This is a genomic window from Arthrobacter sp. Bz4, from assembly GCF_003075455.1.
In the GTDB taxonomy this organism is placed as follows: Bacteria; Actinomycetota; Actinomycetes; order Actinomycetales; family Micrococcaceae; genus Arthrobacter_D.
The window spans coordinates 56,256-78,977 of record NZ_QDAE01000004.1; the positions used below are offsets into that span (position 1 = coordinate 56,256).

Below are 22,722 nucleotides of genomic sequence, written 5' to 3' on the forward strand. Positions count from 1 at the left end.
TCGGTATGCTCATAGTCGATGTCCGCCCGGGTGATTGTCCTGCGCAGAGAGATGGTAGCCAGTGAAGGCCCTGCCCGTAGAACCCAGCAACGCCCCGGTAGCCATCGGGTCTCGAATCCGTGCTGCCCGGCAATCCCAGCGGATGACCATTGAACAGGTTGCGGCTGCCACGGGGCTGACCAAAGGGTTCCTGAGCCGCGTGGAGCGGGACCTGACGTCACCGTCGGTCGCCTCTCTGGTGACGCTCTGCCAGGTCCTTTCCATCTCGATCGGTGACCTCTTCCTGGTGCCGGAGACCCACCTGACCCGTCTGGCGGAGGCTCCGCGGATCAGCCTCGGTGGTGAAGGCATTAACGAACGCCTGGTGACGGCCCGCTCCGAGCGGCGGCTCCAGATGATCCGCGCGGTCATCGAGCCTCATGGGCGAGGCGAGAGCGAACTGTATTCGGTTGACTGCGAGGTGGAGACGCTGCACGTTGTTGCCGGCAGATTTGTCCTGATCTTCTCGAATGACCGGTATGAACTGGAGGCCGGGGACACCGTCACGTTCCCCGGCCGTGAACCCCACACCTGGTTCAATCCCACCGATCTGGAAGCGATTGTTCTCTGGACCCTGGTCCCCGCGGCTTCCGGCGGATAATACCCGGACCGCAGGCCCGGAGGACCGGTGATGTGGGCGCAATTTACGGATCCTTTAAGGGGGAGCTGTCACCCTGTTTCGGCGGCTTCAGTGTTGACCGAGACGGGCATCACAATTAGCCTTATGAAAAACAGTTGATGCTTATATGGCAACTTCTGTTTCCCCAACCCGGAGGTACCCATGGAACAGCCGCGCGTCACGGCCAATGGAAACATTGGCCCCATCGATTCCTCACGGATTCCCCGTTATGCCGGCGCCGCGACTTTTGCCCGGCTGCCGCGACTCGACGAGGTGGACCGGGCCGACATCGCCGTCGTCGGTGTCCCCTTCGACTCGGGGGTGTCCTACCGGCCGGGGGCCAGGTTCGGGTCCAACCACGTCCGCGAATCCTCGCGCCTGCTCCGCCCCTACAACCCGGCCCTGGACATTTCTCCGTTCGAGCGGGTGCAGGTGGCCGACGCCGGCGACATGGCGGTTAATCCCTTCAATATCAACGAGGCGATCGAAACCATCCAGCAGAATGCGCTCGATCTGACCGCCGACGGCACCAAGCTGGTCACGCTGGGTGGCGACCACACCATTGCGCTGCCCTTGCTGCGGGCTGCCTCCGAACGCGCCGGCGCACCCGTGGCGATGCTGCACTTCGATGCGCACCTCGACACCTGGGACACCTATTTCGGCGCCGAGTACACCCACGGCACACCCTTCCGGCGCGCGGTAGAGGAGGGCATCCTCGACACCGAGGCCATCTCCCACGTGGGCACCCGCGGCCCGCTCTACGGGGTGAAGGATCTCGAGGACGACCGTCGGTTCGGGTTCGGGATTGTCACCTCCTCCGACGTGTTCCGACAGGGTGTCGACGAGGTGATTGCCAAGCTGAGGGACCGGATCGGCAACCGCCCGCTGTACATCTCCATCGACATCGACGTGCTGGACCCGGCGCACGCCCCCGGGACGGGGACACCCGAGGCGGGTGGCATCACCAGCCGTGAGCTGCTGGAAATCCTCCGCGGGATGCGCGGCATGAACCTGATCGGGGCCGACGTCGTCGAGGTCGCCCCCGCATACGACCATGCGGAGATCACCGGCGTCGCGGCATCGCACGTCGCCTACGACCTGGTGTCCCTGATGGCGGACCAGGCCACTACCAACACCACGGCGGAGGAACGCTAAATGGTCACCAGTGACAGTGTTGCAACAGCACCGCCGGCACCCCTGACAGGTGAGCGCAACGGTGGGGACCTCGTCGTCGAGACCCTCAGCGCCCTCGGAGCGACCACCGTTTTCGGCATTCCCGGCCAGCACGCGTTGGGTTTGTTTGACGCGCTGTCCCGGTCGGAGCTGCGTTTCGTCTCCTCGCGGGTGGAGAACAACTCGGCATTCGCCGCCGACGGGTTCTCCCGCGCCACCGGGCAAGTGGGAGTGCTGTTCCTGTCGACCGGGCCGGGCGCGCTGACCGCGCTTGCAGGCCTGCAGGAGGCCTACGCCACCGGCGTACCAATGGTGGTCATCGCCAGCCAGATCCCGCTGGAGGGTCTGGGCGCCCGGCGGAAGGGCATGCTGCACCAGCTCGACGACCAGAAGGCCTCGGCGGCGAACGTCACCAAGAGCCAGCGGCTGATCCAGCACGCCTCGGGCATCCCCTCAGCCATTCAGGACGCCTGGACCGAAGCCGTTTCCTCACCGCAGGGGCCGGTCTGGATCGAGGTGCCGCAAAATGTGCTGCTCGACCCGGTGATGGTGCCGCAGGTCGAGGACGCGCTCGCGGAGCCCTTCGACAACCCGCCCCGGGTGGAGCTGGTCCGCGAGGCAGTGAAGTGGCTGACGGAATCCAAGCGTCCGGCCATCGTGGCTGGCGGCGGAACCCGTCGTGGCAACGCCGAACCGTGGCTGCTGTCCATCGCCGAGAAGCTCGGCGCCCCCGTGCTGTGCTCGCCCGGCGGGAACGGCGCGTTCCCGTGGGAGCATGAGCTGTCACTGCAGGCGTGGGTGGAGGACCGCTACGTTACCGAGGTTCTTGAGGATGCCGATGTGGTGCTGGTGGTCGGATCCTCGCTCGGTGAGGTGACCAGCAACTACTTCACGCTCGAACCGCGGGGGCGCATCATCCAGATCGACGCCGAACCCCGGGTACTCGAATCCAACCGGCCAGCCCTGGGCATCCGTGCCGATGCCGGCCAGGCGCTCGCTGCCCTCGATGAGGCGCTGCCCGCGCTGGACCGTGACCGCACCGCCGGGTACGACGCCGTCACGCTGGTCGCCGAAACCCTCGCCAAGGTGCAGGGACGGCTGGATGCGCAGGACCTCGCACTGGAACGCAAGTTCATGGCGGACATCCGCGCCGCCGCGCCGGCCGGACTGCAGACCTACTGGGATATGACCATCGCCGCCTACTGGGCGTGGAGTTGCTGGGACGCCAAGGATGGGCAGTTCCATTCGGCTCAGGGCGCTGGCGGGCTGGGGTACGGTTTCCCCGGCGCGATCGGTGGCGCCGTCGGGCTCGGGGAACGTGTCCTGGCGGTCTCCGGTGACGGATCGTCGATGTATTCGATTGCCGAACTGGCCACCGCCAAGCAGCACAACCTGCCGGTCACGTGGCTGATTGTCGACGACGGCGGTTACGGCATTCTGCGCGAGTACATGGAGGGCGCGTTCGGGAAGGCCACCGCCACCGAGCTGACCCGGCCGGACTTCGTGAAGCTCGCCGAAGCCTTCGGTGTGCCGGCGGTCAAGGTGGCCCCGGGCGACGTGCGGCAGGCGCTGGAGGACAGTTTCGCCGCGGAGGGGCCCAACGTCGTCGTGGTCGAAACCCTGCTCCGCCTGTTCGCCCCCACCCACCTGTAGTCCGGTAACGGGGGAACCCGGGGAGGTGTCACTGCATGGTGAAGGTGCGGGCAATAGTGTCGTGGACGGCCGGCACCGCGTTGCACCGGCCCAGGAGGGTATTCCGGGCCGCCAGCACCGGCCGCGGCAGGGGGCGCCCGAGCGCCATGTTCAGGTGAGCCTGGCGTGCAGCCGTCACAGCAGCCCGACGGCGTCGCTGGTCAAACGCCGACAGGTCGCGGCCGACGTCGCGACCGTCAACCAGTGACGCCGTGATGATCGGGACCAGCTCGGTGGCATCGAGCCACCCGAGGTTCATCCCCTGCCCGCCGATCGGGCTCACCTGGTGGGCCGCGTCCCCAATCAGCACGGTCCGCCCGGACACGAGCCGCTGGGCCAGCCGCCGGTGCACGTCGAACGCGCTCAGCATCGAGATGCTGTCCACGTCCACCCGCACGCCGGTGCGGGCAAGAATCAGCCCCGCCAGAACGTCGGGGGTCGGCGAGGCGACCAGCGAGGACGTCCGCACCACCCAGCGCCGCACCCCGTCCGGTAGCGGGAAGGACTCGACAATCCCGCCCGGCTCCAGATACAGCACCGCCGTCGACCGGTCCGCCGACGAGTCAGCAAAGTCGCCCATCAGGTAGGTGTCGGGGTACCGCTGCAGCGACGCGGGGATCCCGGCGCTGGACCGCACGGTGCTCTTGCCGCCGTCGGCCCCAATGACGAGCCGCGCCTGCAGCACCTCACCGGTTGACGTGGTCACCAGCATTGACGCCCCAATGTCATGGACCGCGGTGACCGTCACGCCCCGGCAGAACACACCGGGTGCGACGGCGGCAAAGCGGGTTTCCAGCACCTGCTCGGTCCGGATCTGCGGTACCGCAAGCACAAACGGGTAGTCGCATTCCAGGCCCGCGAAGGACAGGCGGGTCACGTCGCTGCCAGCGCTGCGGGCAACCCCCGCACCGATCCTGACGCCGCGGCTGATCAGCTCATCGGCCACCCCGGCCTGGGCGAGTGACGCCAGGGCCGGCGGGTGGATGCCAATGGCTCGCGAGTGGCCGCTCCGGGTGGTCCGCTGCTCCAGGACCAGCACCTCCAGCCCGGCCTGGCGGAGCAGGATTGCCGCGAAGAGGCCCACCGGACCGCCGCCCACGACGATGACGTCATGCATGGGGCGCCCGGTGAACCAGCAGGTTGTGGGAGGGGAACCTCGCTGTGACCTCCCAGCCGGGCGGGGCGACGGACGCCAATTCGGCGGCGGTATAGCTGCGGCGGATCGAGGTCAGCCCGTCTTGCCGGATCAGGGAGCGGCGGAGCGGAAGAGTGCCGAGGGAAAACAAGAGGTAGCCCAACCGGCTACGTTCAATGTCGTTGTGCAGGGTGATCCCGCTACTCAGCTGCTCCGAGTCGGCCAGCAACGACTGCAGTTGTTCCGGCGCCAGATGGTGCAGCAGGTGGTTGGACGTCACGACGTCGAACTTCAGCCCCTCGGCCACCAGATCGGTGCTGAACGCGCGCCGGAACTTCAGCCCCAGCACGGGCGGCTGCGAGGTCGCGAACGCGTGCGCCCGGTCGTCGGGGTCGATGCCCAGTATCGAGAGTTGCAGGCCATCCCGGGCCGCCCAGCGGGCGAACGCCCGCGGCATGTCCCCGCCACCAGACCCGATATCGAGCAGGGTGCTGGGCCGCGACGGTGACAGTCGGGGGCGGATCTGTGCCGACCAGGTGCGTCGCCAGCCAGCGACCGTCGCGTTGATCAACCCGAACTGTGAGTAGGTCCGGTCCAGCAGGACCGGGTCGCAATCCGGCTTGTCCATCTCCTCCACCGCATCAGCGTCGCGGTGCGCGAGGAAACCGTTCTCGCGGAGAGCGGGGAACTGCACTCAGGGACCCACCTTGGTGAACAGTGCGGTTTCCACCGTCAGGCCGGGGCCGAACGCCATTGAGCAGATCCGCTCGTCGGCGCCGTCAAAGGGCTGCTCCAGAATGTGCTTCAACACGAACATCACGGTGGCGCTGCTCATGTTGCCGTAATCGCGGAGGGTTTCCCGCGCCGGCACCAACTGGTCCTCCTTCAGGTCCAGTTTGGCCTCCACCTTGTCCAGGATGCTCCGCCCGCCCGGGTGGATCGCCCAGTGCTCAATGTCCTTGTACTGCTTGTCGGCGAGGGTTTCGTCGCGGGCCAGCAACGGCTCCAGCGCCCCCACAATATGCTCATCGATGATGTGGGGCACGTAGGTGCCGAGCACCATCTCGAACCCTTCGTCCCCGATGTTCCACGCCATTGACTCCTCGCCGACGGGTGTCAGGACCGTCTCGAAGAAATCCAGGCTCAGGGCGGGCGCGGTGGCCTCGTATTCCCGTGCACTGATCACTGCCGCTGCCGCGCCGTCGGCGAACAGCGACGACCCAACAATGGTGTCAGGGTTGTTGGAAGACCTGACGTGCAGGGAGCACAGTTCGGCTGCGACCACCAGGACGACTGCGTCCGGCTCGGCCTCACAAAAGGACTTGGCGGCCCGCAGGGCGGGGAAGGCGGCGTAGCAGCCCATGAAGCCGAGGTGGTAGCGCTGCACGGCCGGGCTCAGCCCGAGCGCGCGAACCACCTTGTAATCCGGTCCGGGGTTGAAAAAGCCGGTGCAGGAGACGGTGATGACGTGCGTGACATCAGCCGGTTCAATGCCCTCGGCGGCTGTCAGGGCCTTGTCGGCTGCCTCGACGAACAGCTTGGTGCCCTCTTCCGCGTACACCTCATTGCGCACCTTGGTGCTGGGGGACAGGATGCGCCGTTCAGCGGAATCGAAGAAGACCGGGTTCTCGGACGGGGCGTCCAGGGTCATTTCCTTCACCGCGGTGTACCGGGTGTTGATTCCCGAGGAGTCGAAGGCCGCGCCGACCAGACGCGTCCCGAGCCGGTTCAGTCCCGGCTGCGCAGCGAAGACGTCCCTCACATCCGACTGCACCATAACGGTCTCAGGAACTGCGGTTTCTAGGGACCTCATGATTACTGTCATAGTTCATTCTTAGGGACGGGTGCCGGTAAATACAATGAGCGCCCGCCGTGGCTCGACCGGACGAGCCCGAAATCCCTACTGGTTGCCCGGGGCCGGATACTGGGCGTTGTCATTCTCCAGGAGCGCCTGGAGGTTCGTCAGAATGGGAGCCCAGCTTTTGCCCACGGCTGCCAGCTCCGCCGCCTCCGCAAGCCGGTCCTGCACGAGGCGGAACCGCACCCCGCCGCCGGCCACCTGTTCAACGTCAATCGTGATGCGGGACGCAGCATCGTCCTGAGGGTCGGTGTGCCCATCCTCGCCGGCTGGTACTTCGCGGAGCGTGTATGACAACCGCTTCGGCTCGTCTACCTCCAGCACCACCCCGTGGTGGGTGATTGTCTCCGAACTGCTCTCATAGAAGCGGATGGGGGAGCCCGGCACCCAGGTGGACTCCACCCGGCGTCCGGACCAGTAACGACGCGTCACGGCACCCTCGGTCAGAGCTTCCCACAGCCGGAGCGGGGAGGTGGAAATCTCGGTGTCGTGCACGAACGCTGGCTCAGTCATGGGTTCAGCGTAGCCCAGCGCCTGTACCGTTTAGGGCGCAAAGACTGACCAACACTCTCGCCTAGGAATGACATGCACCACACCAATCCCTTCGACCACCCGATCAGGGATGCCGGGGTGCCAATTCTGCTGTCCCTGTGTCTTCTGCTCACCGGCTGCGCGGTCGGTGGTGCGTCCGGTGGTGCGGCCGGAAATGCAGCGACGCCAACGACGACGACGGCTCCAGCTGCGGGCGAGTCGATCGCCGTCGACCCCAGCATGGCGCCAAGCGTCGAGCCAACCGCCGTCGTCGAACCCGAACCGCTCGAACTGCCCCGCGGCGGCACCGACCTGTTCCCTGACTACCGGCTGGTCGGGTTCAGCGGCCATCCGACGTCCGAGGGGATGGGCCGGCTGGGGATCGGTGATATTGACGAGCGGGTCGAGGAGATGGAACTTCTTGGTGAGCAGTACGCCGACGGACGCAGCATCCTGCCGGTGCTGGAACTGATCACCGTCGTCGTGCAGGCTTCTCCCGGGGCGGACGGGCTCTACCGCGCCCCAGCCTCGGACGAGTTCATCGAGTCCTACCTGGCGGCGGCCCGGCGGCACGACGCGCTGCTGCTGCTCAATGTCCAGCCGGGACGCTCCACCATGACTGCAGAAGTTGAACGACTCAAAAAGTGGCTCCTGGAACCCGATGTGGGACTTGCGCTGGACCCGGAATGGGATATCTCCGGGGAACAGCTTCCGGGTCAGTCCTATGGGCAGACGTCAGGGGAGGAAATTGATCGGATCGCCGGGTACCTCGATGACCTGGTGGCCGAGCACCAGTTGCCCCAGAAGGCGCTGGTGTTCCACCAGGTTGCCCCGTCGGTGGTGACCAACGAGGGTGCGGTGGGTGAATACGACGGCGTCGAGGTGATCAAGAGTGTCGACGGGATCGGTGCGCCCGGCGCGAAAATTGAGACCTACAACCAGTTGATGCTGGAACTCCCGCCGACAGTGAATCCCGGCTTCAAACTCTTCTTCGAAGAAGACACCGTTCACGGCCCGCTGATGCTGCCACCGGAGGTCCTCGGATTGCAGCCCAAACCGGATTACGTGCTGTACGAGTAGGGGCTTGGCGGGAGATGTTGCGTGGCTCACCAAACCGCACCGCCACCGGATACGAAGAACAGATAAGCGCAGGCCGGAGTCTCGGCCGCGTCCGGTGGCACTAAAACCCGAGAGCATGAGGACCCATGGCAAGCAGAACCGCAACGATCCTGGGCAGCTCAGTGCTCGCCGTCGGCCTGATCTCCGGGTGCGGCGGCATGGAAGAGAACCCGTTGAACGTCAATGGTGCGCCGCCGGAACAGGCGGTCGCGGACGCTTCCGAGACCGAAGTCATTGCGGCATCGCTCGGCGAGGATCCGCTCCAACTCGGCGTCAACGGTGCCAAGCTCTGCTCGGTCCAGCCTGCACTCGGCTACCAGGAATACACGGTCCTGATCCACAACGAGACGCTCGAATCGTTCACGATCGACGACGTCAGCCTCGGTTCGCCCTCCGGCGTCACCCTGAACTCCGCGGAAGTCACGCCAGCCAATCGGGGCGGTCACGGGACCCATGGCATGGAGGACGGGACGGTCATGGGCGGCGGCGATGAGCACACCGAGGCGCACGGCTCAGGCGACATGGCCGACATGGGGGATATGCCCCAGAATGTGTTCTTCACTGAACCCGTCCCCGCTGTCGGCTACGAGATCTCCACCCTGGAGTATCTCAACGTGGTGGTCTCGGTTTCCCTCGACGACGACGCCGACAGGGGGACCTCCGAGTACGTCGAGATTGACTACTCCACGGCAGACGGATCGTTTACCGGCAAGCATCCGCTGGTCATCACCATGGACCAGGATTCCTGCGCCTAGCCGATAGCTGGGAAGAGTTCGCGGCGCAGATGCCGCGAGTCCTCGGAGGGTAGCACCACTGTTTCAGGGCGGGAACTCCGCGCCGGTTGGAACGCAGCCCCCACCGTAGGCGACAATGGCTCACGTGCCACATCTGACTTCTGACGCCACCATCTTTGACCTCCTCGCCGACGAACTCGGAGTCCGTGCCTGGCAGGTGAAGGCCGCGGTGGACCTCCTCGACGCCGGTTCGACTGTCCCTTTCGTGGCCCGATACCGCAAGGAGGCCACCGGTTCACTCGACGACACCCAACTCCGGACCCTCGACGAGCGGCTGAGGTACCTGCGCGAACTGCAGGACCGCCGTCGGGCCATCCTCGACTCGATCGAGGCGCAGGGGAAGCTCACCGATCAGTTGCGTGCCGCTATTGCGGGCGCCGATACCAAATCCCGCCTCGAGGACATCTACCTGCCCTTCAAGACCAAACGACGGACCAAGGCACAGATTGCCCGGGAGGCGGGGCTGGAACCGCTTGCTGACGCGCTGGTGAGGAACCCGTCCCTGGACCCCGCGGCCGAGGCGGCCAGGTACGTCACCGGCGATGTTCCCGATGCTGAGGAAGCGCTGGCCGGCGCCCGGTCGATCCTGGTGGAACGCGCCGGCCAGGACGCTGACCTGCTGACCTCGGCCAGGGAGAGACTCTGGAAACAAGGCCTCATGCGGTCGAAGGTCCGGGCCGGTAAGGAAGCCGAGGGCCAGAAATTTGCCGACTATTTCCAGTTCGCCCAGGCCCCGTCCACCATGCCCTCGCATCGCGTCCTCGCCCTGTTCCGCGGCGAGAAAGAGGGCGTGCTGGAGTTGGCCATCGCCGAGGGAGACCCGGCAGACGCTGAAGAGTTCGCCAAGGCGCGCACCCGGTACGAAAACTCGGTGGCGGCGGTGCTGGGAATTGCCCCTGCCGGCCGCCCGGCAGATGCCTGGCTCGCCCAGACGGTCCAGCAATCGTGGCGCCGGATTCTGGCCAAACTATCGCTGGACCTCCGAGTGCGCCTGTTCGCTGCCGCTGAGACCGAGGCGGTGCGGGTCTTCGCCGCCAATCTCAGGGACGTCCTCCTCGCGGCGCCAGCCGGCGGTAGGACCACGCTGGGGCTTGACCCGGGGCTCCGCACCGGCGTCAAGGTGGCGGTGGTCGACGGCACCGGCAAGGCTGTTGCCACCGATACCGTGTACCCGCACGCTCCCCTGAAGAAGTGGGATGCTGCGCTCGCGTCACTCGCGAAACTGGTCACTGACCACGACGTCGAACTCATCGCGATCGGCAACGGAACCGCTTCACGGGAAACTGACAAGCTCTCCACCGAGTTGATCAAGCGAATGCCCGAGCGGAAGCTGCAGAAACTGGTGGTGTCCGAGGCCGGTGCGTCGGTGTACTCGGCGTCGGCCTTGGCCTCGGCCGAGCTGCCGGACCTTGATGTGTCCCTGCGGGGTGCGGTGTCAATTGCGCGCCGCCTGCAGGACCCCCTCGCCGAACTGGTGAAAATCGACCCCAAATCCATTGGTGTGGGCCAGTACCAGCACGACGTGACAGCAGCCAACCTGGAGCGGTCCCTGAACGCGGTCATCGAAGACTGCGTCAACGCGGTGGGAGTGGACGTGAACACTGCCTCACCGTCGCTCCTCAGCCGAGTGGCTGGCGTTGGACCGCTGCTCAGCGAAAACATTGTGGCCCACCGCGACGCCAACGGCCGCTTCACCCGGCGCGCGGATCTCCTGAAGGTGCCACGGCTCGGGGCCAAGGCCTACGAGCAATGCGCAGGCTTCCTGCGGGTCTCGGGCGGCTCGGAGCCCCTCGACGCCTCAAGCGTCCACCCGGAAGCCTACGGTGTGGCGCGGAAGATTCTCAGCCAGGGCGGCACCGCGCTGCGGGAACTGGACCTGACGGCTTTCGTGGACGACACCTTCGGGCTTCCCACTATCAAGGACATCGTTGCGGAGCTGGAGAAACCCGGACGGGATCCGCGGCCCGAATTTGTGACTGCCTCCTTCTCCGAGGGAGTCGAGAAGATATCCGACCTCAAACCCGGCATGACCCTCGACGGAGTGGTGACCAATGTTGCAGCCTTCGGTGCATTCGTCGACGTCGGAGTGCATCAGGACGGGTTGGTCCACATCTCGGCCATGGCGAACCGTTTCATCAGCGACCCGCACGAGGTGGTGAAGTCGGGGCAGGTCGTCAAGGTTAAGGTGCTGGAGGCCGACCCGGAGCGCAAACGGATTGCCTTGACACTGCGCCTTGACGACGAGCCGGGCGGGGGACCCCAAAGCAGCCGACCGGAAAAACCTCGGCCGGATAGGGGAGCGGTCAAGCCGCGTGCGGCAAAGCCACCCGCAGCGCGTACCCCTGCGCCGCCCGCCAACTCCGCGATGGCCGATGCGCTGAAGAAGGCGGGCCTGGCCTAGCGCCCCGGACCCTCAACGCACAACGACGACCCCCAACGCACAACGACGACCCTCAACGTACAACGACGACGGCGGCCGGCCAGGAAAACCCGGGCGGCCGCCGTCGTCGTTGTGCAGTTGTTTACAGCGTGAGGCTATGAGGCCGGGAGCTGCAGCACATCACCGGTGAAGATGAGGTCAGCGTGAATGATGGTGTCGGCGTTGGCTTCGTACAGTGCCTGCCAGCCACCAACAACGCCCAGCTTGGCGGCGATGGTGCTGAGGGTGTCGCCTGACTCGATGGTGTAGGTGTCGCCGCTGAGTGCGGGAGCTGCAACGGGAGCCGCCGCCACAGGAGCCTGAGCAACTGGTGCCTGAGTTACGGGTGCCTGAGTTACGGGAGCCTGGACTACGGGAGCCTGAGCAACCGGTGCTGGGGCAACCTGAGGCTGGATCTGCTCAGCCTGCGCCTGGACTGGTGCCTGTGCAACAGGTGCCTGCTGCATTGGCTGTGCCGATGGGTTCGCTCCACCGCTCAAGCCGAGCTTGGCCGAGCACGCTGGCCACGCACCCCAGCCCTGACCCTGCAGAACGTTCTCTGCTACGGCAATCTGCTGCTCGCGGCTGGCGTCCTGAGGGGCGCCCTGTCCGCCGAATCCTGCCCAGGTGGAGGGGGTGAACTGGAGGCCGCCGGAGAAGCCGTTTCCGGTGTTGATGCCCCAGTCTCCGCCACTCTCGCACTGTGCGAGGGCGTCCCAGGTGCTGCCGGGGGCTGCGTTCGCCACTCCAGCTGATGCTCCCAGGCCGAGGCCGGCAAGAGCGATGACTGCTACGCCGCGGCGCGCGTTAGTGCTGAATTTTTGGTTCTTCATGGGTCTGATGCTCCGAAAGGCCACCAACGCTAGTTCCGTCCCCGGACATTTTTGCGCCGCTGCTCGCCTCGACTGTTTTAGTGGTCAGGTCTTTGGTGGCTGCCGGACGAGCAACGTCGGGTGGATTGGCAGCACCGGGCATATCAAGCTGCTGTTCGAAGAACTGGGCAGCCGGTTGTTTCCCTGAACGGGTTATCGTCTACGGTAGAACAGATTCCAATCGTTGCCAAATCGAGACATGGCGATGCTTGACGAGAGGGTGGGAAAAGGGATGGTTTTGGGTGGTCAAACACTGACCTGTTTGGTGCCGATGCGGTGGTCCGATATGGACGCCTACGGGCACATCAACAATGTACAGGTACTACGGCTTCTGGAGGAAGCGAGAATCCACGCTTTCGGGGCTCCCGGCGGGACGGGAGCCGAGGGTGACCAGCCTCCGGTTGCACTGTTTTCCTCGGTCAATCCGGGCATCCAGGCGCTCGTGGTCGAGCACCGGGTCAGGTTTGTGGACACCCTCGATTACCGCAACGTTCCGGCGCGGATCGATGTCTGGGTGAGTGCCCTCAAACCGGCCAGTTTCACCCTCTCCTACCTGGTCCTGGACCCCCTCACCGGGGTGGCCTGTGTAAAGGCGGAAACGATCCTCGCCTTTGTCGACACGAACTCAGGGAGCGTCCTACGGCTCAGCGAGGAGCAGAAGGACGCCCTGACGCCGTACAGAGGCGCTTCGCTGTTCCCCTGACTCCCCTGACAAACCCGGCCGCTGGCACCTGACACGCAAGGCTGCGGGCACCAGAAGTGGCGCCCGCAGCCCAGATGCGTCTTACGAAGCCACGTACCCGTGAGGATCGAGCACGTACTTGGTGGCGGCACCGGCGTCGAACTCCTGATAGCCGCGAGGTGCGTCAGTCAGACCGATCGCCTTGGCGTTCACCGCCTTGGCAATCTGCACCTTGTCATGCAGGATCGCCATCATGAGGCCCCGGTTGTACTTCATCACCGGACACTGGCCGGTGGTGAAGGACAGGGACTTGGCCCAGCCAGTTCCGAGGCTGATGGACAGGGACCCGACCTTCGCGGCGTCGTCCACGGCTCCCGGGTCACCCGTCACATACAGGCCAGGGATGCCCAGTGCGCCGCCAGCAGCGGTGAGGCTCATCAGCGAGTTGAGCACCGTGGCAGGCGCCTCGTGGGATGCATCAGACCCGTGGCCGCGCGCCTCGAAGCCCACCGCATCCACACCACAGTCCACCTCGGGCACACCGATCAGTTGCTCGATTTGATCCTTCGGATCGCCCTTGGATACGTCCACGGTCTCGCAGCCGAAACTGCGAGCCTGCGCCAGGCGTTCCTCGTTGAGGTCGCCGACGATCACCACAGCGGCTCCGAGCAGCTGCGCCGATACAGCTGCTGCAAGGCCAACAGGGCCCGCACCAGCAACATAGACCGTGGAGCCAACGCCCACCCCCGCGGAGACCGCGCCGTGGAATCCCGTGGGGAAAATGTCCGAGAGCATGGTCAGGTCCAGGATTTTCTCCAAGGCCTGATCCCGGTCCGGGAATTTGAGTAGATTCCAGTCGGCGTAGGGCACCAGGACGTACTCCGCCTGGCCTCCCACCCAGCCGCCCATGTCCACGTACCCGTAGGCACTTCCCGGGCGGTCGGGGTTCACATTCAGGCAGATACCCGTCTTGCGTTCCTTGCAGTTTCGGCAGCGTCCGCAGGCAATGTTGAAGGGCACCGAACAGATGTCGCCCACCTTGATGAATTCGACGTCGCGGCCTACCTCAACGACTTCGCCGGTGATCTCATGGCCCAGCACCAGATCGGAGGGGGCAGTAGTACGGCCCCGGACCATGTGCTGGTCGGAGCCGCAAATATTCGTAGTGACAGTCTTGAGGATGACACCGTGGTGCACCTGACGGCCCACATTGGCCGGGTTCACTCCTGGTCCATCTTTTAGCTCGAAGGTGGGATAGTCAATATCGATGACCTCCACTTTCCCGGGTCCTTTGTAAGCAACGGCTTTGTTTCCAGGCATGAGCTTCCCTTCCGTTTCCGAACAGCCCTGTCGTCGGTGACCGGGCTCATAGTGAACGTATCGTGATCTGGGTTGCACCAAGGTTGCAAGTAGGTTGCAATCGCCTTAAACCAGATTGCCTTGCACCAACAGGGTCGGTGCAAGGCAACATTTATGATCTGGGCCGTAGGCCGCTGATTAGGTATTGGTTGATTGGCCACCTCCACGGGTCCGGGCGATATGCACAATAGCTACGGCGCCCGCGACCAACGCGAGAACCAGGTGCATCCAGTTACCCGCCGCATTGAAGGACAGGAAGTTGGCCGTCGAGTTGAGATCGATGACCACCCCGTAGATCCACATGATCAAAAACAGGGCACCGCTGCCCAGCAGGAAATTGCGGGCACCGAAGCTGTCCCTGCTCATGATGATCCCGGCTGCTCCGACAACCAGATAGACGAGGTTGAGCAGGATGGACACCTGGAAGACGCCGAAGAGCAGCGCCTCCGAGCCGCTAGCCAAGGCCAGCGAACCATACTGTGTCGTCAGTCCTGGCACAAAGGCCAGAACGCCCAAAAGCAGAAAGACTACTCCCATTCCCATTGAGCCAGCGCGAACAAGCTCATGGGTCACGTGAAAGTCACGTGCATGGTGTGATGCTGTAGTCATTTCCCCTCCCTTGGATCGAGAAAAGAACCTGATGAAATTGGAACCTATTCGCCGGGCTTTTACAGGGCCGCTGGCAGTGGTGTGACTACCGTGCCAGCACTTCTATTTTACCGCTGGTAGAGGAAGCCGGATAGGACGAAAGACCTGAAAATACCGCGAAAATATCCTCCCGGACCGTACCCATTGGACCTAAGGATGCTTAGTATGTAGGTACCGTTCAGACATTCCTTACAAGGAGGTAAGAAAGTGTCAGGCTACTTCAAAATAGTGGATGCGCACGACGGCGGGTACCGGATCAAACTCATGGCAGGAGACGGCGCGCTGGTGGCTGTTTCCACCTACTACCAGACGAAACCCGAAGCGGTCGCAGGCATCGAAGAAATGCGTGAAATTGCCGGCACCGGCCCGGTCGCCGATCAGAGCCACAGTTACCACCCCAGCGCGAATGCGGCGGGAAAACAGGCCATCAGCGGGCAGCGCCGCTGACCAGGTTAGGTGGTTGAACGTCCTCAGTCGGCGGTGTTGAGTCTCCGCGTCAGGTAGGGCGCGGTTCGGCTGACAGTGCTGTCAGCGACCGACGACGGCGTCCCTTCGGCCACGATCCGGCCGCCGTCGTCGCCGCCGGAAGGACCCAGGTCCAGCACCCAGTCCGCCGCGGCGATCACCGACATGTCGTGTTCGACGACGACGACGGTGTTGCCGGCGTCGACCAGGTTGTTCAGCTGCGCGAGCAGCAGTTGCACGTCCGACGGGTGTAACCCGGTGGTGGGCTCATCCAGGAGATACAGGGTGTGGCCGCGGCGGGCGCGTTGCAGCTCGGTGGCGAGCTTGATACGTTGCGCCTCACCGCCGGAGAGCTCGGTGGCTGGCTGGCCGAGCCGCAGATAGCCCAACCCCACCTGGCGGAGCGTGGTGAGGCTGCGTGCAGCGGCCGGAACGTCGGCGAGGAATTCCGCGGCGGCGTCGACGGTAAGTCCGAGGACATCGGCGATGGTCCGGCCCTGATAGGTGATCTCAAGGGTCTCCGGATTGTAGCGCGCTCCGTCGCAGGTGGGGCACGGCCCGTAACTGCCTGGCAGGAACAAAAGCTCGACCGAGACGAATCCCTCGCCGAGACACGTCTCGCAACGGCCGCCGGTCACATTGAAGGAGAATCGGCCGGCTCCGTACCCGCGGGCTTTGGCTTCGTCGGTGGCGGCGTACAGCTTGCGCACGGTGTCAAACAGGCCCGTGTAGGTGGCGAGGTTGGACCGGGGGGTCCTGCCGATCGGGCGCTGATCCACCCGGACCAGCCGGTCGATCAGGTCGAGGCCTTCCACATGGCCCACGGTCATGTGGTCCCCGGGTGCGCAGTCGCGGCCGCTGCCGTCGTCGTCGGAATCCTCCGCCGGGGCGCCCGCCCGCAGGTAATCGTTGACGACGTCGGCAAGCACCTGGGAGACCAGCGTGGACTTGCCGGAGCCGGAGACACCGGTAACGGCGGTCAGCACGTTGAGGGGTATGGCCGCGTCAAGGCCGCGGAGGTTGTGCCGGGTGATGTCGCTGAGCGTGAGCCAGCGGCTGGGTTCCCGCAGTGATGCAGGGGCGGCGGGTGGCGCTTGTTCCGGGAAGAGGAACGGGCGGGTGACTGAGGCTTCGACGTCGGCCAGTCCCGCCACAGCACCGCTGTAGAGGACTGCGCCGCCAGCTTCGCCGGCTTTGGGTCCCACATCGACCACCCAGTCCGCGCTGCGGACCACGTCCATGTCGTGTTCCACCACGAACACCGAGTTACCCGAGGACTTGAGCTGCTGCAGCACCTCCAGCAGCGGTTCCGCGTCGGCGGGATGCAGACCGGCCGAGGGCTCGTCGAGGACGTAGATCACACCGAACAGGCCGGAACGGAGCTGGGTTGCGATCCGCAACCGCTGCATCTCACCGGGGGACAGGGTGGGGGTGGGTCGGCGGAGACTGAGGTAGCCCAGCCCCAGGTCCAGCAGCACGCTGACGCGCTGGTGCAGGTCCTTGGTCAGGGTGACGGCAACCTCCGTGGTTTCACCGGAGCTCAGGGCGCGTGAGCTGGATCCCGCGTGCTGCAGGGTGGCGGTGGGTTCAACGATCGCCGCGAGCTCGGCCAGGGGGACAGCGGTGAGCTCGGCGATCGAGTACCCGGCGAAGGTCACGGCGAGCGCGGCCTGTTGCAGGCCGCTGCCCTCGCACAGCGGGCAGGGGCCGCTGTGCATGAATTGGAGGACACGTTCCCTCATCGACTGGCTGGAGGAGTCGGCGAGCGTGTGGAGCACATAGCTCTTCGCGCTCCAGAAGCGGCCCTTATAGGGCTTGGCGACCCGGTCCCGCTGGGGGGTGACCTGGACAACCGGCTGCTCTTCGGTGAAAAGGATCCAGTCACGAGATTCCTTCGGGAGCTGGTGCCACGGGGTGTCGATGTCGTGACCAAGTTCGCCCAGGACGTCGCGAAGGTTTTTGCCCTGCCAGGCTCCCGGCCAGGCGGCGATGGCGCCGTCGCGAATGGTCAGGGACGTGTCCGGAACCAGGGATTCCTCGCTGACGGTGTGGGCGATGCCCAGTCCGTGGCACTGTGGGCAGGCGCCGGCGGCGGTGTTGGGGGAGAAGGAATCGGAGTCCAGCGACTCGGCGCCCTCAGGGTAGGTGCCCGCCCGGGAGAAAAGCATCCGCACCGAGTTGGACAGGGTGGTGACGGTGCCCACCGTCGAGCGGGAGCTGGGTGTGCCGCGGCGTTGCTGGAGGGCGACGGCGGGCGGCAGACCGGTGATTTCGTCGACCCGCGGGTTGGAACCCTGCTGGATCAGACGACGCGCGTAGGGGGCGACGGATTCGAAGAACCGGCGCTGCGCTTCGGCGTAGATGGTGCCGAAGGCGAGTGAGGATTTTCCCGAGCCGGAGACACCGGTGAAGGCGACAATTGCATCCCGTGGCACGTCGACACTCACGTTGCGGAGATTGTTTTCCCGAGCTCCGCGCACCTGGACAAATCCGGTGGTGGGGGTGGCTGCGGGCAGGTCGGCTGATAGTTGTTGACTCACCCCTTCGACTTTAGCCCTCCAACAGGCCCCGGATGTCGTCGGCGGTCAGGGCTGAGCTGAAGACGGCGTCATCATCGAGCACCGAACTGAACAGTTTGGCCTTCTGTTCCTTGAGCTTCATCACCTTTTCCTCGATGGTCCCGGTGGCCACCATCCGGTAGACCATGACGTTGCGGGTCTGGCCGATGCGGTGGGTGCGGTCGACGGCCTGCGCTTCGGTGGCGGGATTCCACCACGGGTCGAGGAGGAACACATAGTCGGCTTCGGTGAGGTTCAGGCCGAACCCGCCGGCCTTGAGGCTGATCAGGAACACCGGCGCCCGGCCGTCCTTGAACTTGTTGATCACGTCCCCGCGGCGCAGGGTGGACCCGTCGAGGTAGCTGTACTCGATCCCCTGGGCAGTTAGCCGCTCGGCGGCTTTTTTCAGGAACGAGGTGAACTGGCTGAACACCAGGGCCCGGTGCCCCTCGGCCACCACATCCTCGAGCTGTTCGAACAGGACGTCGAGCTTCGCCGACGGGACGCCGTCGTACGCCTGATCCACCAGCGAGGCGTCCAGGCTCAGCATCCGCAGCAGGGTGAGGGACCTGAAGACGATCATCCGGTTGCGGTCCAGGTCCTCGATCAGGCCGAGCAGTTTTTGGCGTTCGCGCTGCAGGTGGGTCTGGTAGATCTTCCGGTGCCGGGGATGCAGCTCAACCTCCAGGACCTGCTCCTGTTTAGGGGGCAGGTCAGAGGCGACAGCCTCCTTGGTGCGCCGCATCAGCAGCGGCCTGATCCTTCGGCGCAGGCGGGCGAGGCGTTCGGTGTTGCCGGACTTCTCGATCGGGTTGCGGTAGTCCTCGGTGAACCGGCGGGCCGACGGGAACAGGCCCGGCGCGGTGATGGAGAACAGCGACCACAGCTCCATCAGGTTGTTCTCCATCGGCGTGCCGGTAATGGCGAGCTTGAACGGCGCCGAGAATTCCTTGGCGCACAGGTGCACCTTGGCGGTACGGTTCTTCACGAATTGCGCCTCGTCGAGGATCAGGCCCGCCCATTCCGGTGCCTGGTAGCCCTCGAAGTCGAGCCTGAACAGGGTGTAGGAGGTGACGACGACGTCGGCCCCCGCCGTCAGGGCCGCCAGATCGCTGCCGCTTTTCGCCTGGGTGTCGGTGACCCCGACGACGGCGAGGCCAGGGGCGAAGCGCTGGGCCTCGGAAACCCAATTGGGGACCACGGAGGTGGGTGCGACGACGAGGAAGGGTTTGGTTTCGCCGGTTTCTTTGGCATGGGTGAGCAGTGCGAGGGTTTGCAGGGTCTTGCCGAGGCCCATGTCGTCGCCCAGGACCCCGCCGAGCCCGTGGCGGTAGAGGAACGCCAGCCAGTTGAAGCCGTCCTGCTGGTACGGGCGGAGCGTGGCGACCAGGGTGGCCGGCAGGGAAGTGGGGGTGATTTCCTGCAGGTCGTTCAGCCCTGCGACAGCGCTCCGCCAGCCCTGAGCCTCCTCGGTTTCCTCGGCCAGGTCCTCGAACTCGGCCCATAGCCCCGCCTGATACCGGCTGATCTTCAGGCCGGGCTCCCACTCGTTGAGCGCGCGGGCCTCTTCGATCAGCTCGCGGAGCTGCTCGAAGACGGGCTGGTCCATGGACAGGTAACTGTTGTCCACCAGCTTGATCTTCTTTTTCCCCTGCGCGAGGGCCCGGAAAATGTGGTCGAAGGGGATCTTGCGCCCCTGCACTGTCACGAGTACGCCGAGGTCAAACCAGTCGCGGTTGTCGGTTTCGACTGTGGTGATGGTCAGCTGGGCCGGCTCGGTCAGTTCCTCGTAGGTGGGTTGCTCGCCGATCACGTCAACCCTGACGCCAGCCAGTTCCTGGAGCCTGGGCAGGGTGTCTTCGGTGAACTCGACGGCAGCCATGTCCTCGAGGGTGAGCGCCTGGAGCGGGGTGGTTCCGAGGTGGGCACGCGCGGTGCGGCTGATCTCCGCTTCGGCGGACGCGTCCCGATAGTCCTGCGCGCCGGGTTCCGGTCGCAGCGGCTTGCGCGTGGCGTCATCGCCGAGCCGATACTCCCAGTCCCAGGTCAGCTCCAGCCGGTCGCCGGACGTGTAACGGGCGGTCAGGATCAGCAGGGGAGGGGCGATGTCAGGGAACGTCACCGACCCGTCACTGCTGATCACCTCAATGGCCTGGCGCAGCCGCGGATAGAAACTGTCGAGGAACAGTGGCTTTTCCCCGGCTGGGACGACCACCGGGGCCGTCTGCAACAGCAACCCGATGTCGTGATCGGTGAGCCGTTTGGAGGTTGGGGCCAGCGTAATGACAGTGCTCTGGGTGGGGCTGCCTGGCTGCACCGTGTAGATGCCGTGGGTGCTGATCGGTCGGGCAGTGTCCGCTGGGTGCTGATGGCCGTCGATTTCCAGCACCGGGCACAGCTGCAACTGGTCCTCCGGGGTGGAGGTCGCATCGAGTTTCAGGCTGGCGGTGCCCGCCAGGACCACTGAGACGCCCTTGGTGGAGCCGACAAACTCGACGCCGAGGCGCTGTGCTTCGCGCAACAACTGCCACAGCAGCGGGTTGCTGAAGTCCTCAAGGTAGAGCCAGGAATCGTTGTTGCCGAAGTAGCTGACCCCGGTTCCGCGGTGGAGGGAGGGGAACTGGGAAAACCAGCGGTGCTGGTCGGGGTCGAGGAGGACGCCGTAGGTCTGGTAGCTGATGCTGCCCCAGGAGAGGTTGTTTTTGACCCAGTTGCCCTTGCTGTTGCGGACCACCGGGCGTACCCCGAGCCGTGGTGTGGCTGCCTTCCGCGATGATCGGGGTGACCCCCAGCCGTGCTGCGGGCTTGCGGCGGCGCGGAGCTCAAACTGCAGTGCGAGTGGGGTGGGCGGCGTCGGGGTGGTGACGCCGTCGTCGGGCGTTGGAGTGATCAGCCCGGATAACGAATTTTGCCAGCCGACCTGCTCCGCCTTTCGGATGGGGGTAGTGAGTTCCTGCCGGGAGAGCAGGTGCTCGGTGTTGCTTTGCAGCGCCGTGGCGGCCACGTGTTTGCAGTCGAGGCTGATGGGGCAGCTGCAGAAGCTGTCCCTCAGGTGGTACCGCCCGTCGCCCTTTTCGGACAGGAAGAGGCGGGTGCGGTAGGCGGCGGGGGAGTTTCCCTGCACCCGTGCGTCGAGGGTGTTGCCCGAGGGGTCCCAGGCGAGCTGGCTGACCGCACCCTGTTTCGCATAGGTTTGCCCGCGCTGGAACGAGGCGCCGCCCACCATGCGAATGATGTCGGTGACATCGATCATGGGGGAGCTAGTCCGTGGCATGGATTAATGCTCTCACGCGCCACCGACGGATCGAGTGAGCTAGGGAGGGGCAGCTCGAGAGCACTCGCGGCGATGAGATGGCGGTCAGAAAACCGGTGACTTGTGCCCGCCCCGGGCGTAAAATTTGGGGGAGGGCAGGGAGCAGGCCATGAAGCCAGGCACGGGTGTACGGCGCAAATTGGTAGGTTGCGTGGTGGCGTTGCTGCTCATCGCTCCGACCCTCTCCACTGCCGCAGCAGCGGCACCGCCCGGCGGTACGCAGCTAAGTGAGCTGCGGTATTACCAGGCCGCGGTCAATCTTTTCCCGGAGACGGACGGAGCCTATGCGGGTGCCGTCTCCTTCCGGCAGGACGTCAAAGGCGAGGCAACCGTCGATGTGTTCTTGTCCCGGGCTGCCACGATTAGCTGTCCGGACCTGAGTGAGGACATCGCTACCACCACGATCCAGACCGAAGGCAGGGGATCGCGGGAGCCCGGTCCGGTGGAGCTCGACATTGGGCACAGCCTCGAGGAGGCTTTGGGGCACGCAGTCGTGGACCTGACAGTGACCGATAGCCCGGGATGCGGCGAACCTGAGTCGGTGTCGGTGCTGCCCGCACAGGACGTCCAGATCACAGTTACCGGGACGACGCCAAGGTTCTTCACGGGCATTGGCGGCACTACCTCGTCGGGCTCCGACCGGTCGAGCGGACGATTCTACGACTTCTCGCGCGATGGCACCGGCACCCTCAGCGTTGGTTCGCTCATCGTCGGCGTCGAGAGCCCCGCCGCGTTCCTGAAATTCGCCGTCGAACGGCAGCGTACCCACGGCGAAGCTCCGGTTGCGCCGGATCCGGTCGCCCCGCCAGGTGGCACCGGCGCGCGGGGAGATTACAGCGCCGAGTTTGAGCCCACCGGTGGCCTCGGGGTTCTCTTCGAGGACGCGATAGTGCAGGCCAGCACCAGCAGCCCACCGGAGCGAGCAACGACGGTCAGCGCGTCGAGCCTCACCGTCGAACTGGTTGACTGCGGTGACGGCACCACCGCCATCCGCGAGCAATTCGTTGTCGGGTCCGGGCCGGGTGTGCTGACCATCGGCCGCAAGCTGGGAACAGCCACCGCATCGGGGTCCATCCAGTTCGACCGATTCGTTAGCGACGGATGCCAGGGTGGCGAGCCGGTAACCGACACCGTCGTTCTTCCGGTGGATCTCAACCTCGCGGCGTCAGCACCGCTCGTGCGGGTCAGCGATACCCGCTGGCAGATCCGGCCAGGCGAAGGCGCTGAACGCACGAAAGGGTGGTACCTGGGGCGAGAGGCAACCGGCACCGTAGCGGTCGGGGCGGTGGCCGGGACGACGAATCTGGCCGCGATCGGCTCCTCCGGACCCTGACCCGCGATGTGGGTCAGGATGTTAGCCGGGGCTTCCACCGAGCACATCCACGTGCACGTGGTCGAGGTGGCGCAGGATCTCATTACCCGGGGCTGGCGCTTCGTAGTGGTGCC

18 protein-coding genes are annotated in these 22,722 nt (G+C 65.3%); 9 read left to right on the top strand and 9 right to left on the bottom strand.

What is annotated here, in order from left to right; all coding sequences use genetic code 11:
• Nucleotides 1–61: 61 nt before the first annotated feature.
• From DDA93_RS04765 to DDA93_RS04775, 3 genes are all read left to right on the top strand, one after another.
• Entirely contained in the window at nt 62–640 is a 579-nt protein-coding gene (locus tag DDA93_RS04765) for a helix-turn-helix domain-containing protein (protein WP_019483864.1), read from the top strand.
• A gap of 180 nt (nt 641–820) precedes the next feature.
• On the top strand, nt 821–1,813 hold the full coding sequence (gene speB / locus DDA93_RS04770; protein ID WP_019483865.1) for an agmatinase: 993 nt from the start codon (nt 821–823) through the stop codon (nt 1,811–1,813).
• Entirely contained in the window at nt 1,814–3,484 is a 1,671-nt protein-coding gene (locus DDA93_RS04775; protein WP_019483866.1) for a thiamine pyrophosphate-binding protein, read from the top strand.
• Nucleotides 3,485–3,512: 28 nt separating this feature from the next.
• Here the strand turns inward: DDA93_RS04775 and DDA93_RS04780 are convergent, their stop codons facing one another.
• The 4 genes from DDA93_RS04780 to DDA93_RS04795 all read right to left on the bottom strand — a co-directional run bounded on the left by DDA93_RS04780 (nt 3,513) and on the right by DDA93_RS04795 (nt 7,029).
• Nucleotides 3,513–4,640 carry an NAD(P)/FAD-dependent oxidoreductase gene (locus DDA93_RS04780; RefSeq protein ID WP_116778157.1) on the bottom strand — a complete coding sequence of 376 codons (1,128 nt, stop codon included), beginning with the start codon at nt 4,638–4,640 and terminating at the stop codon, nt 3,513–3,515.
• Nucleotides 4,633–5,352, bottom strand: a complete 720-nt coding sequence (locus DDA93_RS04785; protein ID WP_019483867.1) for a class I SAM-dependent methyltransferase — start codon at nt 5,350–5,352, stop codon at nt 4,633–4,635. The genes DDA93_RS04780 and DDA93_RS04785 overlap by 8 nt, the downstream gene beginning before the upstream one ends.
• Entirely contained in the window at nt 5,353–6,483 is a 1,131-nt protein-coding gene (locus DDA93_RS04790; protein ID WP_024476268.1) for a type III polyketide synthase, read from the bottom strand.
• Nucleotides 6,484–6,558: 75 nt separating this feature from the next.
• Nucleotides 6,559–7,029: an SRPBCC domain-containing protein gene (locus DDA93_RS04795; RefSeq protein ID WP_024476267.1), complete on the bottom strand. Its 471-nt coding sequence runs from the start codon at nt 7,027–7,029 to the stop codon at nt 6,559–6,561.
• Nucleotides 7,030–7,101: 72 nt separating this feature from the next.
• Between DDA93_RS04795 and DDA93_RS04800 the strand changes: the two genes are divergently transcribed.
• From DDA93_RS04800 to DDA93_RS04810, 3 genes are all read left to right on the top strand, one after another.
• Complete coding sequence (locus DDA93_RS04800) at nt 7,102–8,127, top strand: hypothetical protein (protein WP_024476266.1); 1,026 nt, start codon at nt 7,102–7,104, stop codon at nt 8,125–8,127.
• A gap of 125 nt (nt 8,128–8,252) precedes the next feature.
• On the top strand, nt 8,253–8,921 hold the full coding sequence (locus tag DDA93_RS04805; RefSeq protein WP_024476265.1) for a hypothetical protein: 669 nt from the start codon (nt 8,253–8,255) through the stop codon (nt 8,919–8,921).
• Nucleotides 8,922–9,036: 115 nt separating this feature from the next.
• Nucleotides 9,037–11,361: a Tex family protein gene (locus tag DDA93_RS04810; protein WP_024476264.1), complete on the top strand. Its 2,325-nt coding sequence runs from the start codon at nt 9,037–9,039 to the stop codon at nt 11,359–11,361.
• Nucleotides 11,362–11,495: 134 nt separating this feature from the next.
• Here DDA93_RS04810 and DDA93_RS04815 read toward each other — a convergent pair whose 3' ends face one another.
• Nucleotides 11,496–12,212, bottom strand: coding sequence for a transglycosylase family protein (locus tag DDA93_RS04815; protein ID WP_024476497.1), 717 nt, complete (start codon nt 12,210–12,212; stop codon nt 11,496–11,498).
• 271 nt (nt 12,213–12,483) lie between these two features.
• Between DDA93_RS04815 and DDA93_RS04825 the strand changes: the two genes are divergently transcribed.
• Nucleotides 12,484–12,954, top strand: coding sequence for a thioesterase family protein (locus DDA93_RS04825; RefSeq protein WP_116778159.1), 471 nt, complete (start codon nt 12,484–12,486; stop codon nt 12,952–12,954).
• A gap of 81 nt (nt 12,955–13,035) precedes the next feature.
• On the opposite strand, the gene fdhA is transcribed toward DDA93_RS04825, so the two are convergent.
• Both fdhA and DDA93_RS04835 read right to left on the bottom strand, forming a co-directional pair.
• Nucleotides 13,036–14,253 carry a formaldehyde dehydrogenase, glutathione-independent gene (gene fdhA / locus DDA93_RS04830; protein ID WP_024476496.1) on the bottom strand — a complete coding sequence of 406 codons (1,218 nt, stop codon included), beginning with the start codon at nt 14,251–14,253 and terminating at the stop codon, nt 13,036–13,038.
• Nucleotides 14,254–14,430: 177 nt separating this feature from the next.
• Nucleotides 14,431–14,901, bottom strand: coding sequence for a DUF4383 domain-containing protein (locus DDA93_RS04835; RefSeq protein WP_024476495.1), 471 nt, complete (start codon nt 14,899–14,901; stop codon nt 14,431–14,433).
• A gap of 246 nt (nt 14,902–15,147) precedes the next feature.
• Between DDA93_RS04835 and DDA93_RS04840 the strand changes: the two genes are divergently transcribed.
• Nucleotides 15,148–15,387 (top strand): DUF1508 domain-containing protein, encoded by a 240-nt coding sequence (locus tag DDA93_RS04840; protein WP_024476494.1) that lies wholly within the window; start codon nt 15,148–15,150, stop codon nt 15,385–15,387.
• A 23-nt stretch (nt 15,388–15,410) separates the two neighbouring features.
• Here DDA93_RS04840 and uvrA read toward each other — a convergent pair whose 3' ends face one another.
• Complete coding sequence (gene uvrA / locus DDA93_RS04845) at nt 15,411–17,945, bottom strand: excinuclease ABC subunit UvrA (RefSeq protein WP_116778160.1); 2,535 nt, start codon at nt 17,943–17,945, stop codon at nt 15,411–15,413.
• Between the two features lie 10 nt (nt 17,946–17,955).
• Nucleotides 17,956–21,237 carry a DEAD/DEAH box helicase gene (locus DDA93_RS04850; RefSeq protein ID WP_116778161.1) on the bottom strand — a complete coding sequence of 1,094 codons (3,282 nt, stop codon included), beginning with the start codon at nt 21,235–21,237 and terminating at the stop codon, nt 17,956–17,958.
• 148 nt (nt 21,238–21,385) lie between these two features.
• Between DDA93_RS04850 and DDA93_RS04855 the strand changes: the two genes are divergently transcribed.
• A complete protein-coding gene (locus DDA93_RS04855; protein ID WP_133185429.1) occupies nt 21,386–22,609 on the top strand; it encodes a hypothetical protein in 1,224 nt (407 codons plus the stop codon).
• Nucleotides 22,610–22,722: the final 113 nt, after the last annotated feature.

Excerpts from the sequence above, each read along its gene's own strand:
- speB (WP_019483865.1), top strand. The coding sequence starts at position 821 with ATGGAACAGCCGCGCGTCACGGCCAATGGAAACATTGGCCCCATCGAT.
- DDA93_RS04775 (WP_019483866.1), top strand. The coding sequence starts at position 1,814 with ATGGTCACCAGTGACAGTGTTGCAACAGCACCGCCGGCACCCCTGACA.
- DDA93_RS04780 (WP_116778157.1), bottom strand. The coding sequence starts at position 4,640 with ATGCATGACGTCATCGTCGTGGGCGGCGGTCCGGTGGGCCTCTTCGCG.
- DDA93_RS04790 (WP_024476268.1), bottom strand. The coding sequence starts at position 6,483 with ATGACAGTAATCATGAGGTCCCTAGAAACCGCAGTTCCTGAGACCGTT.
- DDA93_RS04795 (WP_024476267.1), bottom strand. The coding sequence starts at position 7,029 with ATGACTGAGCCAGCGTTCGTGCACGACACCGAGATTTCCACCTCCCCG.
- DDA93_RS04800 (WP_024476266.1), top strand. The coding sequence starts at position 7,102 with ATGCACCACACCAATCCCTTCGACCACCCGATCAGGGATGCCGGGGTG.
- DDA93_RS04805 (WP_024476265.1), top strand. The coding sequence starts at position 8,253 with ATGGCAAGCAGAACCGCAACGATCCTGGGCAGCTCAGTGCTCGCCGTC.
- DDA93_RS04810 (WP_024476264.1), top strand. The coding sequence starts at position 9,037 with ATGGCTCACGTGCCACATCTGACTTCTGACGCCACCATCTTTGACCTC.
- DDA93_RS04815 (WP_024476497.1), bottom strand. The coding sequence starts at position 12,212 with ATGAAGAACCAAAAATTCAGCACTAACGCGCGCCGCGGCGTAGCAGTC.
- DDA93_RS04825 (WP_116778159.1), top strand. The coding sequence starts at position 12,484 with ATGGTTTTGGGTGGTCAAACACTGACCTGTTTGGTGCCGATGCGGTGG.
- fdhA (WP_024476496.1), bottom strand. The coding sequence starts at position 14,253 with ATGCCTGGAAACAAAGCCGTTGCTTACAAAGGACCCGGGAAAGTGGAG.
- DDA93_RS04835 (WP_024476495.1), bottom strand. The coding sequence starts at position 14,901 with ATGACTACAGCATCACACCATGCACGTGACTTTCACGTGACCCATGAG.
- DDA93_RS04850 (WP_116778161.1), bottom strand. The coding sequence starts at position 21,237 with ATGCCACGGACTAGCTCCCCCATGATCGATGTCACCGACATCATTCGC.
- DDA93_RS04855 (WP_133185429.1), top strand. The coding sequence starts at position 21,386 with ATGAAGCCAGGCACGGGTGTACGGCGCAAATTGGTAGGTTGCGTGGTG.